This window comes from Flaviramulus sp. (genome assembly GCF_982512915.1).
On the sequence record NZ_CEWOCJ010000012.1, the window covers coordinates 58,765 to 74,993 of the forward strand.

16 protein-coding genes are annotated in these 16,229 nt (G+C 30.7%); 6 read left to right on the forward strand and 10 right to left on the reverse strand.

Annotated features, from left to right (window positions below):
- Positions 1-19 precede the first annotated feature (19 nt).
- Positions 20-1,312 carry an anthranilate synthase component I family protein gene (locus AC1XJX_RS09570; RefSeq protein ID WP_482003758.1) on the forward strand — a complete coding sequence of 431 codons (1,293 nt, stop codon included), beginning with the start codon at positions 20-22 and terminating at the stop codon, positions 1,310-1,312.
- A gap of 6 nt (positions 1,313-1,318) precedes the next feature.
- Here AC1XJX_RS09570 and AC1XJX_RS09575 read toward each other — a convergent pair whose 3' ends face one another.
- Complete coding sequence (locus AC1XJX_RS09575; protein WP_482003759.1) at positions 1,319-2,005, reverse strand: hypothetical protein; 687 nt, start codon at positions 2,003-2,005, stop codon at positions 1,319-1,321.
- A gap of 123 nt (positions 2,006-2,128) precedes the next feature.
- Here AC1XJX_RS09575 and tilS point away from each other — a divergent pair, with 123 nt between their 5' ends.
- The 4 genes from tilS to AC1XJX_RS09595 all read left to right on the forward strand — a co-directional run bounded on the left by tilS (position 2,129) and on the right by AC1XJX_RS09595 (position 8,563).
- Positions 2,129-3,439: a tRNA lysidine(34) synthetase TilS gene (gene tilS, locus AC1XJX_RS09580; RefSeq protein ID WP_482003760.1), complete on the forward strand. Its 1,311-nt coding sequence runs from the start codon at positions 2,129-2,131 to the stop codon at positions 3,437-3,439.
- A 41-nt stretch (positions 3,440-3,480) separates the two neighbouring features.
- Positions 3,481-5,100 (forward strand): adenine deaminase, encoded by a 1,620-nt coding sequence (ade, locus tag AC1XJX_RS09585; protein WP_482003761.1) that lies wholly within the window; start codon positions 3,481-3,483, stop codon positions 5,098-5,100.
- Between the two features lie 31 nt (positions 5,101-5,131).
- Positions 5,132-6,094, forward strand: a complete 963-nt coding sequence (locus AC1XJX_RS09590; protein WP_482003762.1) for a YheT family hydrolase — start codon at positions 5,132-5,134, stop codon at positions 6,092-6,094.
- 171 nt (positions 6,095-6,265) lie between these two features.
- A complete protein-coding gene (locus AC1XJX_RS09595; protein ID WP_482003763.1) occupies positions 6,266-8,563 on the forward strand; it encodes an FdhF/YdeP family oxidoreductase in 2,298 nt (765 codons plus the stop codon).
- Between the two features lie 153 nt (positions 8,564-8,716).
- Here the strand turns inward: AC1XJX_RS09595 and moaA are convergent, their stop codons facing one another.
- From moaA to AC1XJX_RS09640, 9 genes are read right to left on the reverse strand one after another with little or no spacing between them, the layout of a single operon-like run.
- Positions 8,717-9,724 carry a GTP 3',8-cyclase MoaA gene (gene moaA / locus AC1XJX_RS09600; RefSeq protein ID WP_482003764.1) on the reverse strand — a complete coding sequence of 336 codons (1,008 nt, stop codon included), beginning with the start codon at positions 9,722-9,724 and terminating at the stop codon, positions 8,717-8,719.
- Positions 9,724-10,635: a bifunctional molybdenum cofactor biosynthesis protein MoaC/MoaB gene (gene moaCB / locus AC1XJX_RS09605; RefSeq protein ID WP_482003765.1), complete on the reverse strand. Its 912-nt coding sequence runs from the start codon at positions 10,633-10,635 to the stop codon at positions 9,724-9,726. The genes moaA and moaCB overlap by 1 nt, the downstream gene beginning before the upstream one ends.
- Before the next feature lie 3 nt (positions 10,636-10,638).
- Complete coding sequence (locus AC1XJX_RS09610) at positions 10,639-11,082, reverse strand: molybdenum cofactor biosynthesis protein MoaE (RefSeq protein WP_482003766.1); 444 nt, start codon at positions 11,080-11,082, stop codon at positions 10,639-10,641.
- Complete coding sequence (gene moeB, locus AC1XJX_RS09615; protein ID WP_482003767.1) at positions 11,079-12,170, reverse strand: molybdopterin-synthase adenylyltransferase MoeB; 1,092 nt, start codon at positions 12,168-12,170, stop codon at positions 11,079-11,081. The genes AC1XJX_RS09610 and moeB overlap by 4 nt, the downstream gene beginning before the upstream one ends.
- A gap of 7 nt (positions 12,171-12,177) precedes the next feature.
- Positions 12,178-12,414 carry a MoaD/ThiS family protein gene (locus AC1XJX_RS09620; RefSeq protein ID WP_482003768.1) on the reverse strand — a complete coding sequence of 79 codons (237 nt, stop codon included), beginning with the start codon at positions 12,412-12,414 and terminating at the stop codon, positions 12,178-12,180.
- Positions 12,398-12,982 (reverse strand): molybdenum cofactor guanylyltransferase, encoded by a 585-nt coding sequence (mobA, locus tag AC1XJX_RS09625; protein WP_482003769.1) that lies wholly within the window; start codon positions 12,980-12,982, stop codon positions 12,398-12,400. Before mobA ends, AC1XJX_RS09620 begins: the two co-directional genes overlap by 17 nt.
- Before the next feature lies 1 nt (position 12,983).
- Entirely contained in the window at positions 12,984-13,724 is a 741-nt protein-coding gene (locus AC1XJX_RS09630) for a sulfite exporter TauE/SafE family protein (RefSeq protein ID WP_482003770.1), read from the reverse strand.
- Positions 13,724-14,062, reverse strand: a complete 339-nt coding sequence (locus tag AC1XJX_RS09635; RefSeq protein ID WP_482003771.1) for a winged helix-turn-helix domain-containing protein — start codon at positions 14,060-14,062, stop codon at positions 13,724-13,726. Before AC1XJX_RS09635 ends, AC1XJX_RS09630 begins: the two co-directional genes overlap by 1 nt.
- 2 nt (positions 14,063-14,064) lie before the next feature.
- Entirely contained in the window at positions 14,065-15,243 is a 1,179-nt protein-coding gene (locus AC1XJX_RS09640) for a molybdopterin molybdotransferase MoeA (protein WP_482003772.1), read from the reverse strand.
- Between the two features lie 97 nt (positions 15,244-15,340).
- Here AC1XJX_RS09640 and AC1XJX_RS09645 point away from each other — a divergent pair.
- A partial coding sequence (locus tag AC1XJX_RS09645; RefSeq protein WP_482003773.1) for a YifB family Mg chelatase-like AAA ATPase occupies positions 15,341-16,229 on the forward strand: 889 nt, incomplete at its 3' end.

Below are 16,229 nucleotides of genomic sequence, written 5' to 3' on the forward strand. Positions count from 1 at the left end.
TGCTGCATAATACTTTTAATTGAGGACAAAATACATTCATAAGTTAACGGATACCAAAAAAATTAAAAATCAATTACTGATTTGGGCACAACAGTTTGATGATGTTGTTTGGTTAGATTCCAATGAATACAAGCAAAATTACGGTAATTATGATGCTGTATTGGCAGTTGATGCTTTTACCGGTATTAAAACAGATTATGTAAAGGGATTTGAAAAACTTAAAGACTATCAAGCAAGTTTAAAAGATTGGGCTTTTGGATATCTTACTTATGATTTAAAGAATGATATTGAATTTTTAAGTTCTCAAAATTTTGATGGCTTAGGGTTTTCTGATTTATATTTTTTTCAACCTAAAAAATTATTCTTTATAAGAGGTAATCAATTAGAAATTCAGTATTTGAAAATGGTTGATGATGAGATTGAAGATGATTTAAAAACTATTGAAAACACCAAAGAAGCTTTTCAATATTCCCAGCCAAATGATATTAAAATTAAACTTCGGATTCACAAAGATGAATATTTTGAGAAGATTCATACTATTTTGAGTCATATACTTAGAGGAGATATTTATGAGACCAATTTTTGTCAAGAATTTTATGCTGAAAACACAGAAATAAATCCTTTAGATATTTACAATAAGTTAAATGGAATTTCAAATCCTCCTTTTGCTACATTTTTAAAGTGCTTTGATAATTATTTATTATCAGCATCTCCAGAGCGTTATTTAAAAAAGGAAGGGCAAATAGTAATCACTCAACCCATTAAAGGGACTGCAAAGCGTTCTTATAGTTTAAAAGAAGATGAATTGTTAAAAACAACACTTTCAAATAGTATTAAAGAGCGAAGTGAAAATATTATGATTGTTGATTTAGTAAGGAATGATTTATCCAAAACTGCCATTAAGGGAAGTGTAAAAGTTGAGGAATTATGCAAGATTTACACCTTTGATCAAGTGCATCAAATGGTATCAACTATAAAATCTAAAGTTGAAGAAACTACATCTCCCATAGATATTATTAAAAGCACCTTTCCTATGGGAAGCATGACTGGTGCACCAAAAATTTCAGCAATGAAAATCATTGAAGATTTAGAAGAAACAAAACGAGGATTATATTCTGGAGCAGTTGGCTATTTTACACCGGAAAATGATTTTGATTTCAATGTGGTTATTAGAAGTATATTGTACAATGCAACAAAAAAATATCTGTCTTACTCAGTTGGTAGTGCTATTACAGCTAAAAGTGAGCCGTTACAAGAATATGAAGAATGTTTAGTTAAAGCCAAAGCTATGCGAACCGTTTTAGAAAACTAACTTAAGTTAAGATTTAAAACTTTTTTTAGCTAACTCTATAACCCTTACGACTCTAATTACCTCAGTATTTTTAACTGATGCTATTTCATCATAATTTAATTTTCCAAATACATAAAGATCAACAATACTAGATACTCTTATAGGTAGCCAAGTATATATTTTTCCTAGTATTTTGTTATTTTCCATAGTAGATGATAGATCTTTAATTTCCAAAGCATTCATAAACGATTTATTATCATCATCATATAAAAACAAATATTTCTGTTTGTTATCTTGTTTATATGAGATGTCGTTTAGCTCTTCATTCATAATAAAATCGTAGTCTTCATCAATGGTATATAATTCTTCTAAACCATCTAATTCTTCTTTCAAAATAATATCAGTACTAGTAGTTTTTTTATGAAAAGCTTCTTTTTCAAATAGGTTGTCTAAATCTTTATCAACAATTTTAAAAAGTTTTAACTTTATTCCCATTTCATCCAAATCAATATCATAACCATTTTCATAAAATTTAGCTACAGCTTCATCAATTATATCGTTAGAAGTGAACATGTTTTTAGGGATTACTTTAGTTGATTCCGCAATATACAATCTGTGCTTTACGTAAGTTTGTAAGTGTTGTGTAGTTGCAACTACCTTTTTATTAAAAACAGTTTGTGTGGCTTTGTCGTTTAAGTTTTCTAGTAAGCTCATAATAAAAAGTATTAAAATTTATATTCTAAAGTTACAAAATCTAGTGTGTTATAATATGATATTTGTCATGTCACATTCAAAGGAACATACATTTTTAAATTCACAAAGTTGTATATTTGAAGTATGCTAGAAAAACTTAAACATCATATTAATAATCAGTTTCGTTTTTTAAATGAAAGTAACATTATTATTGCCATTTCAGGTGGTATTGATAGCGTTGTTTTAACGCACTTGTGTAACAAATTAGGATTTAAAATTGCTTTGGCTCATTGTAATTTTAATTTGCGAGGAGATGAAAGTGATGCTGACGAAGCTTTTGTTTTGCAATTAGCAGAAGATTTAGATCTTGAAGTTTTTATTGAAAGTTTTGATACTCAAGAATATGCGATTAACAAGAAACTTTCTATACAAATGGCTGCTAGAGAGTTACGATATAATTGGTTTGAGGAATTGGCAACGCAATTACAATTTGATGTTATTTTAACAGCTCATCATGCCGATGATAATTTAGAAACTTTTTTAATCAATTTTACACGCGGAACAGGTTTGGAAGGATTAACAGGAATCCCTAAAGTTAATGGGAAGTTTGTGCGACCATTATTGCCTTTTTCTAATCTAGAAATTCAAAATTATGCAAAAGCAAATCATATTAAATGGCGAGATGACAGCAGTAATAAATCGGTTAAATATCTTAGAAACAAACTTAGGCATGAGGTTATTCCTATTTTAAAAGAAATCAATCCAAGTTTACTAGAAAGTTTTCAAAACACCTTGAATAATTTAAACGATACTACTGATATAGTTGAAGAAAGCACAAATGCTGTTTTAAAACGAGCCATTGAAGCTATTGATGAGCAGCATATCTGCTTTAAAATTTCAGAATTTAAAAAGGTTAATAACCCAAAAGCTTATTTATTTGAAATTTTTAAAGATTACGGATTTACTGAATGGAATGATATAGTAAGTCTTTTGAATGCAGAAACTGGTAAACAAGTTTTTTCAAATACACACCGATTATTAAAAAATAGGGAGCATTTATTATTAAGTGAGATATCATCTGATAGTTTTGAAGATATTTTAATACATCCAGAACAAGAAAATTGTATTACACCTTTTGGAACTTTAAAAATTACTCAGGTAGATTCTGTTTTATCAGCCTCAGAAAATATAATTTACTTAGATAAAGACTTGCTTTATTTTCCACTTATAATTAGAAAAAAAGAAGAAAGTGATTTGTTTTTTCCAATAGGTATGAACGGAAAAAAGAAGCTAAGTAAATATTTTAAAGACGAAAAAATGTCACTATTAGATAAAGAAAATACGTGGTTGCTTTGTTCAGATAAAAGTATTGTTTGGGTAATAAATAGAAGGGCAGACCAGAGATATAGAGTTACAGAAAACACTAAACAGATTTTAAAAATAGAATTAAAATAATGTCTCATTGCTTATAAGACCATAGAACCCACTTTTCAAATATGAAAATTAAAGGAAATATAGTTGATGTGTTAAATAGACGGATTTTTAAAGGTGAAATTACTTTTGAAAACGGCAAGATTATATCACTTATAGAATTACAACATAACGTTGAAAGTTTCATTATTCCAGGTTTTGTTGATGCTCATATCCATATTGAAAGTTCCATGTTGGTTCCAAGTGAATTTGCAAGATTAGCAGTTATGCATGGTACCGTAGCAACCGTTTCTGATCCACACGAAATAGCCAATGTGCTAGGTGTAAAAGGTGTTGAATTTATGATTGAAAACGGCAAAAAAGTACCTTTTAAATTTAATTTTGGAGCTCCTTCTTGTGTGCCAGCTACTAATTTTGAATCAGCTGGTGCTATTATAGACTCGGATGATATTAAAGCGCTACTTGAAAATCCAGATATTAAGTATTTAACTGAAATGATGAATTATCCAGGTGTTCTTTTTGATGATGTTGAGGTAATGAAAAAAATAGCTTGGGCAAAACATTTTAATAAACCCATTGATGGTCATGCGCCTGGTTTAAGAGGTAATGATGTTACTAAATATATTAATGCTGGGATTTCTACCGATCATGAATGTTTTACTTATGAGGAAGCATTAGAAAAACTTCAAAAAGGGATGAAAATTTTAATTAGAGAAGGAAGTGCTGCTAAAAATTTTGAAGCTTTAATCGATTTATTACCAGAATATTATGAAAACATGATGTTTTGTTGCGATGATAAGCACCCTGACGATTTAATGTTAAACCATATTAATAAACTTTGCGCAAGAGCGGTTTCTAAAGGCATAGATGTTTTTAAAGTATTAAAAGCAGCTTGTGTAAATCCTGTTAAGCATTACAATCTCGATGTAGGTTTATTGGAAGTTGGAGACCATGCAGATTTTATAATAGTTGAAGATTTAAAAGACTTTACAACGATTCAAACTTATATTAATGGCAATTTAGTTTTTGGTGAAGGACAATCTTTATTGAAGCCAATTTCTTTTCAAAATTTAAATAACTTCAATTGTAATAAAAAAGCGATTGCTGATTTTAGAGTAACTTCCTCAGCAAAAAAGATTCGAGTTATTGAAGCTCTAGAAGGTCAGTTAGTAACAAATCAACTTATTGAAGAAACTACTATACAAGATGAAAATTTGATATCTAACATAGAAAAGGATATTTTAAAAATGACTGTAGTCAACAGGTATCAAAATCAAAAACCTGCTATAGCATTTATTAAAAACTTCGGATTAAAAGAAGGTGCTATTGCGAGTTCGGTTGGTCATGACTCTCATAATATTATTGCCGTAGGTGTTGATGATGAAGCCATTTGTAAAGCTGTTAATTTAATTATTGAAAATAAAGGTGGTATTTGTGCGGTTTCAAATACTAATGAAAAAATGGTGCCGCTTCCAGTTGCAGGAATTATGAGTGATAAAGATGGTCTAACAGTGGGTAAATTATATGCAGAATTAGATGCCATGGCAAAACAGTTAGGTTCCAAATTAAACGCACCATACATGACTTTGTCTTTTATGGCATTATTAGTAATTCCATCATTAAAATTAAGTGATAAAGGTTTGTTTGATGGTACAAATTTTAAATTCACTTCTTTAACGCATTAGTAAACAAAAAATTAAAAACCATTAGCCAAATATGCCTATAATAGAGTCGACTTACAAACCACCTTTTTATTTTAAAAATGGATTTGTTGCTACTGTTTATTCAGGATTAATCAGAACCGTAAAATTAAACCAAGAGCGTGAGCGAATTAATTTAATTGATGGTGATTTTTTAGATTTAGATTGGAGCTTTTCAAAAAATAAATCAAATAAGATTATTATTTTATTACATGGTTTGGAAGGTCATGGACAACGACCTTATGTTACAGGTGCTGCAAATCATTTTAATAATAATGGTATAGACGCTTTGTGTGTTAATTTTAGAGGATGTAGTGGTGATGAAAATCTAAATTATTACAGTTACCATTCAGGTGCAACACAAGATTTAGAAGCTGTAATACAGCACGTACTTTCAAAAAAACAATATAACAGTATTTATCTAAAGGGCATTAGTTTAGGAGCCAATCTTATTTTAAAATATTTAGGTGAAAGAGATAATATTTATCCAGAAATAAAAGCGGCAATAGCTGTTTCAGTTCCCTGCGATTTGTATGGTTCTTGTAAAGAACTCCATAAAATAAAAAATAAATTATTTCATGATAGATTTTTAAAAGATTTGATAATTAGACTTAAAGGTAAACAAAAACTTTTTCCTGAATTTTTAAGTTTAGATGAGGTAAATTCTATAAAAACTTTAATTGATTTTGATAATGTTTATACTTCTAGAGCACACGGGTTTAAAGATGCATTAGAGTATTATGATAAAAGCAGCAGTTTGCAATTTTTACCAAATATAAAAACGCCTACGCTAATCATTAATGCTTTAAACGATTCGTTTATTTCTCCAGAATGTTATCCCGTTAAAGAAGCAAAACAAAATAATAAGTTGTTTTTAGAAATGCCTCAATATGGCGGACATGTAGGATTTATAGATAAAAAAAATATTTACTATAATGAGAAACGTGCTTTTCAGTTTGTTAATGAAATTTATTGTTGATTAGGTTATTCATTTATATAATTATTAATTTCAGGTAATTATTTTCGTGTGAAAAATATTTGAAAATACCACTAATACTTATATTAAACTTTTCATTCTTCCATTAAAACACTTAGATTTAAGTTTTAAAAAAATATTTAAGCCTTCTTTAAAGTTAATTTTGAAACACAAATGAATTCTAAATCCGAAGAAAACGCGAAAACACCTGAAAAGTTTTTAGATTTAAAAATAAGTAAACCTCCCAGTAATAGTGTGGGTTTTGGTGCTATAAAATCATCATTAGATCATGTTTCTAAATATATGAATCCTGGCGATGCTTTAAAATTATCACTGAAGATAAACCAAAAAGGAGGTTTCGATTGTCCCGGTTGTGCATGGCCAGATCCTGACGATGAACGTTCATCTTTAGGCGAGTATTGCGAAAATGGTATAAAAGCAATTGCTGAAGAAGCTCAAAACAAAACAATTAATCGCGATTTTTTCTCAAAACATGCTGTAGATGAATTAGCGGTAATGACGGATTTTGAAATTGGAAAATCTGGTCGTTTAGCAGAGCCTATGTTTTTAGCAGAAGGTAACACACATTATGAACCAATTTCGTGGGATGATGCTTTTGAAAAAGTGGGGTCTCATTTAAATGCTTTATGTAATCCAGATGAAGCCGTTTTTTATACCTCAGGAAGAACCACTAACGAAGCTGCTTTTTTATATCAATTATTTGTTAGAGAATTTGGAACAGCAAATTTACCTGATTGTTCCAATATGTGTCATGAAGCTAGTGGTGCTGCACTCTCTGAAACTTTAGGAATAGGTAAGGGGTCTGTAACTTTAGATGATTTATATAAAGCAGAGTTAGTTATGGTTATTGGTCAAAATCCAGCAACAAATCATCCTAGGATGCTAACAGCACTAGAAAAATGTAAAAAGAATGGTGGAAAGATTATAGCCATTAATCCGCTTCCTGAAGCTGGACTAGTTAAATTTACTAATCCGCAGAGCCCAACAAAATTAATATTTGGTGGCACGAAAATAGCGGATGTATTTGTACCAATTACTATAAACGGTGATGTGGCATTTATTAAAGCTTTACTTCTTAAATTATTAGAAAAAGAAGAGCAAGAAGGTGATATTTTTGATAAGCAGTTTATCAAAGAATTTACATCAGGTTATGAGGTGTTTATTCAAGATTTAAAACAATATAATTTTGAAGAATGCCTTGAAGCTTCTGGCGTTTCAAAAGAAGTTTTCGATGATGCATTCAATTTAATTCTTAAAAACAATAAAATTATTATTTGTTGGGCTATGGGTTTAACCCAACACGAAAATGCAGTTGATAATATTAGAGAATTAGTTAATTTGTTATTGCTAAAAGGAAGTATAGGAAAAGAGGGCGCTGGAACTTGTCCAGTTCGTGGTCATTCTAACGTACAAGGTGATAGAACTGTTGGTATATGGGAATCTGCTCCACAAGCATTTTTAGATAAAATTGAATCTAAGTATGGTTTTAAACCAACTGCAAAACATGGCTACTCTGTAATTGATGCTATCAAAGCCATGTATGAAAACAAAGCCAAAGTGTTTTTTGGATTAGGTGGTAATTTTATTTCTGCAGTTCCCGATACTAGTTATGCGGCTCAAGCGCTAGCCAATTGTAATTTAACGGTTCATGTAAGTACTAAGCTAAATCGGTCTCATTTAGTAACCGGAAAAGAAGCACTTATTTTGCCTTGTTTAGGTCGTACAGAAAAAGATTATCAGAAAACAGGATTACAAATCCAAAGTGTTGAAAATTCTATGGGTATTGTATCGTCAACAAAAGGGGTTTTAGAGCCTTGTTCTAATCATTTATTAAGCGAAGTTGCAGTTGTTTGCGGTATTGCAAACGCCACTTTAAAACTACGTTCAAAAATTAATTGGCTACAATATCAAGATGATTACAATTTGGTAAGAGATGATATCGCAGAGGTTGTTTCTGGATTTGATGATTATAATAAAAAATTAAAACAACCTTCAGGGTTTTATTTACCTAATGCTGCGAGAGTTAGACAATTCAATACCAAAACAGGGAAAGCTATTTTTTCTATCAATCAATTACCAAAATGGGAATTGAAAAAGGACGAGTTAATTATGATGACTATTCGTAGTCACGATCAATTCAACACTACAATTTATGGTTTAGATGATAGATATCGGGGTGTTTTTAACGAAAGACGCATCATTTTTATGAATCGGGAAGATATGAAAATTAGAGGATTACAAGAATATCAGGTGGTTAATTTAAAATCTAATTACAATAGTGTTACTAGAGAAGCTAATAACTTTAAAGTTGTGGGGTACAATATCCCAAAAAACTGTTGTGCAACTTATTTTCCAGAAACCAATGTTCTAGTGCCTTTAGATAGTTTTGCACATACCGCTAAAACTCCAGCATCTAAAAGTGTTATAATTACAGTTAAAATGGCTATTTGATTAACTACTAGAAGCTCTTTATTGCTATCCGTTAGATCTTTTTTGTGCCTAAAGTTTAAAATTTTATTAAAAAATAGCATATGTAAAAGAGTAAGTTTCAATTTAGTTTTATAGTTAGCACTAAAAAAGGATAATACTTCTATATGGGCTAAATTATCCCCCAATAGTAATCATACTTCGGTTATTATTATGCAATTTTGGCTCTTGAAGTTTTTTTAACGTATCCATACCACCTCGAATTTTAAATTTAGCTAGTACAGCTTTTTTAATGATTGGCTCTATGGGTTTGGCAGCTCTTAAAGCCGTTAGTAAATCTGATTCTGTTGCCGAAAACAAACAGTTTTTAAGTTGTCCGTTGGCTGTTAATCGCAATCTATTACAAGAATCACAAAACGGATTGGTAACAGAACTGATAATAGCGAATCTACCTTTGTAACCTTTTATTTTATAATTTTTAGAGGTGTCATTCGGTTCATCTAGTAAACGTTCAATTTGCCTCGAAGAGAATGAGGTGTTTACATATTCCATAACTTCGGTATAAGATACCATTTTACTCATATCCCATTTATTGCCATCAAAAGGCATAAACTCTATAAATCGTACCGAAATTGGTAATTCTTTTGTGAAGTTAATAAAATCGATAATTTCATTGTCATTAAAACTTTTCATTAAAACAGCATTCACTTTTACTTGAAAACCTTCTTTTACTAAAAGTAAAATGTTTTTGTAAACGATTTCAAATTCATCACGACGGGTAATGTGGTTAAATTTTTCTCTGTCCAAAGAATCTAAACTCACATTAATTTTTTTAACGCCATTTGCTTTGAGAACATTTATAAATTTATGAATTATAATGGCGTTTGAAGTGATAGATAATTCCACTGGAAGTGTTGCTAATTTTTCTAAAATAAAAGGAATGTCTTTTCTAATTAGAGGTTCACCTCCAGTTAATCTTATTTTTGTAACCCCATGTTTTACAAAGGTTTTTGCTATTTCATAAATTTCCTCATAAGTCATCAAATTACTTTTTGGAGATAATTTCACCCCTTCTTCTGGCATACAGTAAGTGCATCGTAAATTACAACGCTCAATTAATGAAATGCGCAAATAGGCATGATGTCTGCCATGTAAATCTTGTAATAGGTTTTTTGAGTTATTCATTAATCGTGTCTTATGCCTTTTAAAATTTTGAAACTATGTAACACAGCTGGAAAAATCGCATCCATTGATTCTATAGCCCCATTTGTAGAGCCTGGTAAAGCCAGTATTAAACTATTTTGAATGGTTCCTGCTAAGCTTCTTGATAGCATAGCAAAAGGCATTCTCCCTTGCCCATAGTTTCTGATCGTTTCTTCAATTCCTGGAATCCGTCTATCTAGTAATGGTATTAAAGCTTCTGGAGTTACATCTCTAGCAGAAAGACCAGTGCCACCAGTATAAATAATCAAATCAACACCTTGTTTTTGATAGCTTTTAGCTTTTTCTTGTATAATATCTTTCTCATCAGGAATTATAGTATAGTCTGCTATTTTTACGTTGCAAATTTCAAGTTTTCTAATGATTGCTTTTCCAGCTTTATCTTCTTTATATCCTGCAGAAATGGAATCACTACAAACAATTACAGCGGCCTTTAAATCTTTTCTAAAACGATCTTTAAAATCAGATTTACCGCCTTTTTTATTTAACAACTTAATTTGATGAATTTCAATGCCTTTATCAATAGGTTTAAGCATATCATACATATTTAATGCAACAATACTAGCGCCATGCATAGCTTCAACTTCAACACCAGTTTTATAAATAGTTTTGACCGTAAATAGCACAGTGATTTCTAAACCGTTTATTTCATATTCAATACCGGTAAACTCAATAGGTAAAGGATGGCAATCAGGCAAAATATCTGGTGTTCTTTTAACACCTAATAAACCAGCAGCTTTACTCATAGCAAATACGTTGCCTTTAGGAACCCTATCATTTTCAATAGCTTGTATCGTTTCTATTCTACTAACCTTAACAATGGCTTGCGCTAATGCTGTTCTTAGTGTTGTTGTTTTATTTGTGATATCAACCATAATTTAACTATTAACCTTCCACTGATGCGTTTCATCTTCAAAAATCTCTTTTCCAAAAACAGGAACATCTGCTTTAATAGCTTCAACGATATATTCTAAAGCTTCAAACACTACTTTTCTTCTTGGTGCCGACACAAAGACAAACAAACATATTTCTCCAGCTTTTACAGTTCCTAAACTATGATAAATATGCATGCAAGTGAGCTCGAATTTCTCAAAAGCAGACTCTCTAATCTCATGAAATTTTTGATTTGCCATATCTAGATAGGCTGTGTATGTAATAGCTAAAACTGTTTTATCATTAATAACATCTGCACGAACTTGTCCAAGAAAAATATTATGTGCGCCTATATTTGTTTTTGTTTGGTGTTTATAAATGGAATTACCTATAAATTCTGAAGTTATAGCGCCTTCCATAAAAACGCTTTTTGATTTTTTGTCTGTCATTTTCCGACTGTTTTATGGTGTTTTTTTATATAATTATTTATTTCTAAGGCACCTTCTTTTATACTATAACAGTTTTCTAAATGATGCTTTTTTAATACGGAAACTGCTTTTCTACTTCTATTTCCTGATTGACAAAAAAGGACTATTTCCTTTGTTTTATCTAGCTTGTTTAAGTTACTTTCTAATGAATTTAATGGGATATTAATTATTTTTAATACTTCAATTTTAGGTTTTTCATCTGATTCTCTTAAATCAACAAACTGGATATTTTTTTTAAAAAGTATATTTTTTATAGAGACTTCAGGAATTTCAATATCACAATTATCAAGAAGTTCTCTACTTTTGAATTCTGATTTGTTGTTCAAAACTTCCCAAATATTTTTTTCTAATTTATTAATTTTTAATGTTGTATTTTTTAAAGTTAATGCATTATAGCATAATAATTTCCCAGAAAGTACATGACCAATTCCTAAAATAATTTTTAAAACTTCATTAGCTTGCATACTACCAATGATACCGGGTAAAACCCCTAAAACTCCAATTTCTGAACAATTTAAAATACTTCCTTTTTTAGGAGGTTTCGGGAATAAACACCTGTAAGTAGGTCCGTTTTGATAGTTAAACACTGAAACTTGCCCTTCAAATTTATAAATAGCCCCAAAAATAAGTGGTTTATTAGTAATGATACAACCATCGTTTACTAAATATCGGGTTTCAAAATTATCAGACCCATCAACTATGATATCATATTTTTCAAATAGTTGTAGCGTATTTTTATAGGTTAGTTTTTCCGCGTAAGCGATAATTGATATTTCATTGTTTAAATCTGTAAGTCGTTCTTTAGCGGCAGTTGCTTTGTTTTTTCCTATTGAAGACAAACCAAATAAAACTTGTCGTTGTAAATTGGATGTTTCAACAACATCAAAATCAATAATGCCAATGGTGCCAACTCCAGCAGAAGTAAGGTATTGCAATACAGGGCAACCTAAACCACCAGCTCCAACAACTAGAACTTTTGCTTTTGAAAGTTTGTCTTGGCCTATTTGTCCAATTTCAGATAATAAAATATGTCTACTATATCTATCCATAAATTTTTCAGCCACCTGCAAATGGTGGTAATAAAGCAATTTCTTGTCCAGTTAATTTAGTGTTTTTATCAACTAATTCTTGATTTTGGGCTACTTGAAAATCTTTGGTTTTTAAAGTGTTATATTTTCTGTATAACGTCTCTAAAAGTTCATAAATAAGTGTCCCTTCTAACATGTCTAAAGTTTCTTCGTTTGTATGGGTGATTTCAGTTAATTGACCGAAATATTTAATAGTTATAAGCATTTTTTAAATCTTTTAATTCTTGATTGGTATTGACGTTTGTAATTAAATAATCATGCTCTTTTTTTAAATGAATCCTTTTAAATTCGCATTGATTAATGGCATATTGCAAGCGTCTTTCTCCCGAGTTTAATAAGTTGTAAAACGTATTTGTACAATTCTTTTTATACAAGGCTATTAATGGCGTCATTTTACCATTACTTTCAAATTGAATAATATCATACTTTTCCTCATCAGCTTCAATTAATAATTTTAATAATTCTGTTTTGATTAAAGGAATATCACAACTTAAAACTAAATTATACTCAGTTTCACTATGGATCAATCCCGTATAAATACCTGCTAATGGTCCGCTATTTTCAACTTTGTCATTAATTCTCTTATATCCAAAAACATCATAATCATTGCTATTTGAAATAATAATAATTTCTGAAACCAAAGCTTTTAAAGCATCTATACTATGTTCAATAAATAACTTGTCATTTAACTTTAAAAAACCCTTATCGGTTCCCATTCGAGAACTTTTTCCACCAGCTAAAATAATGCCTGTAATATCTTTTTTATCTAACATATTAAGTGAAAAATAATTTTACACATGCAATAACTAAGACACATGCTAAAATGTATCTTAAATGCGAGTTGTTAATTTTTTTACTTCCGAAATATCCGCCCAAAACGCCCCCAATTAATGCCATGATTACTAAAAGAAAGGATTCTTTTTCAATGGTAACACCACTGCTTAATTGGCCAATTAAACCAGATGCAGAATTAACCCAAATAAAAAGCGCCGAAACTGCTGCAGCTTCTTTCATATTACCCCAATGTAAAAGCAATATTATGGGAGTTAAAATTATGCCTCCACCAATACCAATAAGTCCGGAAAAAAAACCAATAATACCACCAACAACAAGTCCTTGCCAAAGTTTTACTTGTTGGATGTTTTTACCTTCTTTACCAAATACATTAAGCATTTTTAAAATGGCAAATATTAAAAGAATGGCTAGTATTTTTTTATAAATAGAGGCGTCAATTTCAATCGTTCCTCCAATAAATGCAAGGGGAACAGATGCTACGGCAAAGTATAAGAAGAGTTTTTTATTAAAAAAACCAGCTTTAAAATAATAAAAAAAGGAAATGCCCGACACAAATAAGTTTAGTAATAGGGCAGTAGGTTTCATGGTGTCGATGGTAAAAGAAAATAAAGCCATTAATGCTAAATAACCACTAGCACCTCCATGGCCAACACTTGAATATAGAAATGAAACTAATGGTAAAATTGCTAGAAATATATATATGTGTTCGTGTTGCAGCATTAAATATGGTCTATTTTTTCAAGTTGTTTATCTAAAAATTCCCAACAGTTTTTATTAATATCATCAAAAGCAAGAATTAATGATTTCCCATAATCTGTTAAAGCAGAACCTCCACCGCCTTTACCACCAGTAATATTAATTGTAACTGGTTTTTTTGCAGATTTGTTAACCGAATCTATAAGATGCCATGCCTTTTTGTATGATATTTTTAAAGATTTTGCTGCTTTAGATAAAGATCCTGTTTCTTCAATGGCTTTTAATAATTTAACGCGACCCTCACCTAACAATACATTGTTTTCTGATTCAATCCAAATACGACTTTTTATTTTGTAACTCATTATTAAATAGGCAGTATTATGGTTTCAACAAAATCTCCAATATTAATTTGTAGCTGCTCTTCAGGGCTAAAAACTAAAGCATTAGATAACGCAAAGGTTTGTAGCATAGATGAATTTTGACCTTCTAAAATTTTTACTTCACCATCATTAAATATGGCTTTTAAAAATTGTGGGCGATCACCATTTTTATTGAAATTTGAAACGGCTTTGGCTTTTACGCGAGGCAACTCTATATCATCAACAAGCATCATTTTTTTAAGGGCTATAAAAACATAAATATAAAAACAAGTTAAAGCCGCAGCCGGATTTCCTGGTAATGCAAAAATATTTGTGTTGTTTTTTATACCATAAAATAAAGGCTTACCTGGTTTTTGTTTCACTTTATAAAAAACTTCTTCAACTTGTAATTTGTTTAAGGCTTTTCCAACAAAATCATAATCACCAACCGAGATTCCGCCAGTAATAATAACGACATCGTTTTCTGCAATAACTGATTTAAGTTTCAAAACCGTTTCTTTATAGTCATCTTCAACTTTATGAATGGTAACATCGTAAAACTTCAAACTGTAAAGAGCGCTCAAAAGCATTTTTGAATTACTTTCATATATTTTCCCATAAGTTAACTCTTGTTCAGCTTCAATAAGTTCATTTCCTGTGGTTAAAATAGCGATGTTAGGTTTTTTAAAAACAGAAACATCAACAATTCCTAAAGAGATTAAATATCCAATAGCAGCAGCCGATAGTTTTGTGCCTTTTTTTAAAGCGATGTCTCCTTCTTTAACTTGTTCCCCGATAGGTCTTACATTATGGTTTTTTTCTATTTGTTCACTAATAGTGATTTTATTATCTTTTCTGGTAACTTTTTCTTGCATCATTATGGCGTTTGCAGATGAGGGCACTGCAGCACCTGTGAAAATTCTAACGGCTTCACCATGTTTTAATATAGGTTCATGTGCATCACCTGCTTTAACCTCACCAATTATATTATAAGTTAACTCATTATGTAAACACAATGCATAGCCATCCATTGCAGATTGCCTAAAAGGAGGCATATTTATAGGTGAATACACATCGTTAAATAGAAAATAACCACCAGCTTTATGGATTGGTTTTGTGGTTTCTTTTAAAAGGGGTTTCGCAGTATTTTTAATAGCTAAAATAGCTTCACTAATAGAAATCATTTGGAATTCGTTATATCTTATCAAATATAACGAAATTTAATAAATCAAAATAATCATTTCAAATACATTTCTTACATTTAAGCAGTAAAGAAATATTATGCTTAAAAAAGTTTTTGGAAGTGCTGTTTTTGGTGTTGAAGCAACTACGATAACAGTAGAGGTAAATGTTGATAATGGTATTGGATATCATTTAGTAGGATTACCTGATAATGCTATTAAAGAAAGTAACTACCGTATTGCAGCTGCGTTACAAAATAATGGTTTTAAAATTCCAGGAAAAAAGATTACCATTAACATGGCACCTGCCGATTTACGAAAAGAAGGCAGCGCATACGATTTAACTTTAGCTATGGGTATTCTCGCAGCATCTAAACAAATACAAGTGGAAGATTTAGAACGTTATATCATCATGGGTGAACTTTCCCTTGATGGAAGTTTGCAACCCATAAAAGGTGCGTTGCCTATTGCTGTTAAAGCAAGAGCAGAAGGTTTTAAAGGATTTATATTGCCAATTCAGAATGCTAAAGAAGCTGCCATTGTTAATGATTTAGAAGTTTATGGCATTGATAATATCAAACAAGTTATCAATTATTTTGATAAAGGAGAGCCATTAGAACAAACCATTATAAATACTAGAGAAGAATTTGAGAAAAACTTAGATTTCCCTGAGTTTGATTTTAGTGATGTAAAAGGACAGGAAGGTATTAAGCGTTGCATGGAGATAGCTGCTGCTGGCGGACATAATATTATTTTAATTGGGCCTCCTGGTGCAGGAAAAACGATGTTAGCCAAACGACTTCCGAGTATTTTGCCACCAATGACGCTTCATGAGGCTTTAGAAACTACCAAAATACATTCCGTAGTTGGTCGTGTTAAAGATACAGGTTTAATGGCGCAGCGTCCTTTTAGGAGTCCGCATCACACCATATCTGATGTTGCTTTAGTTGGTGGTGGGGCTTTTCCTCAACCAGGAGAAATATCATTAT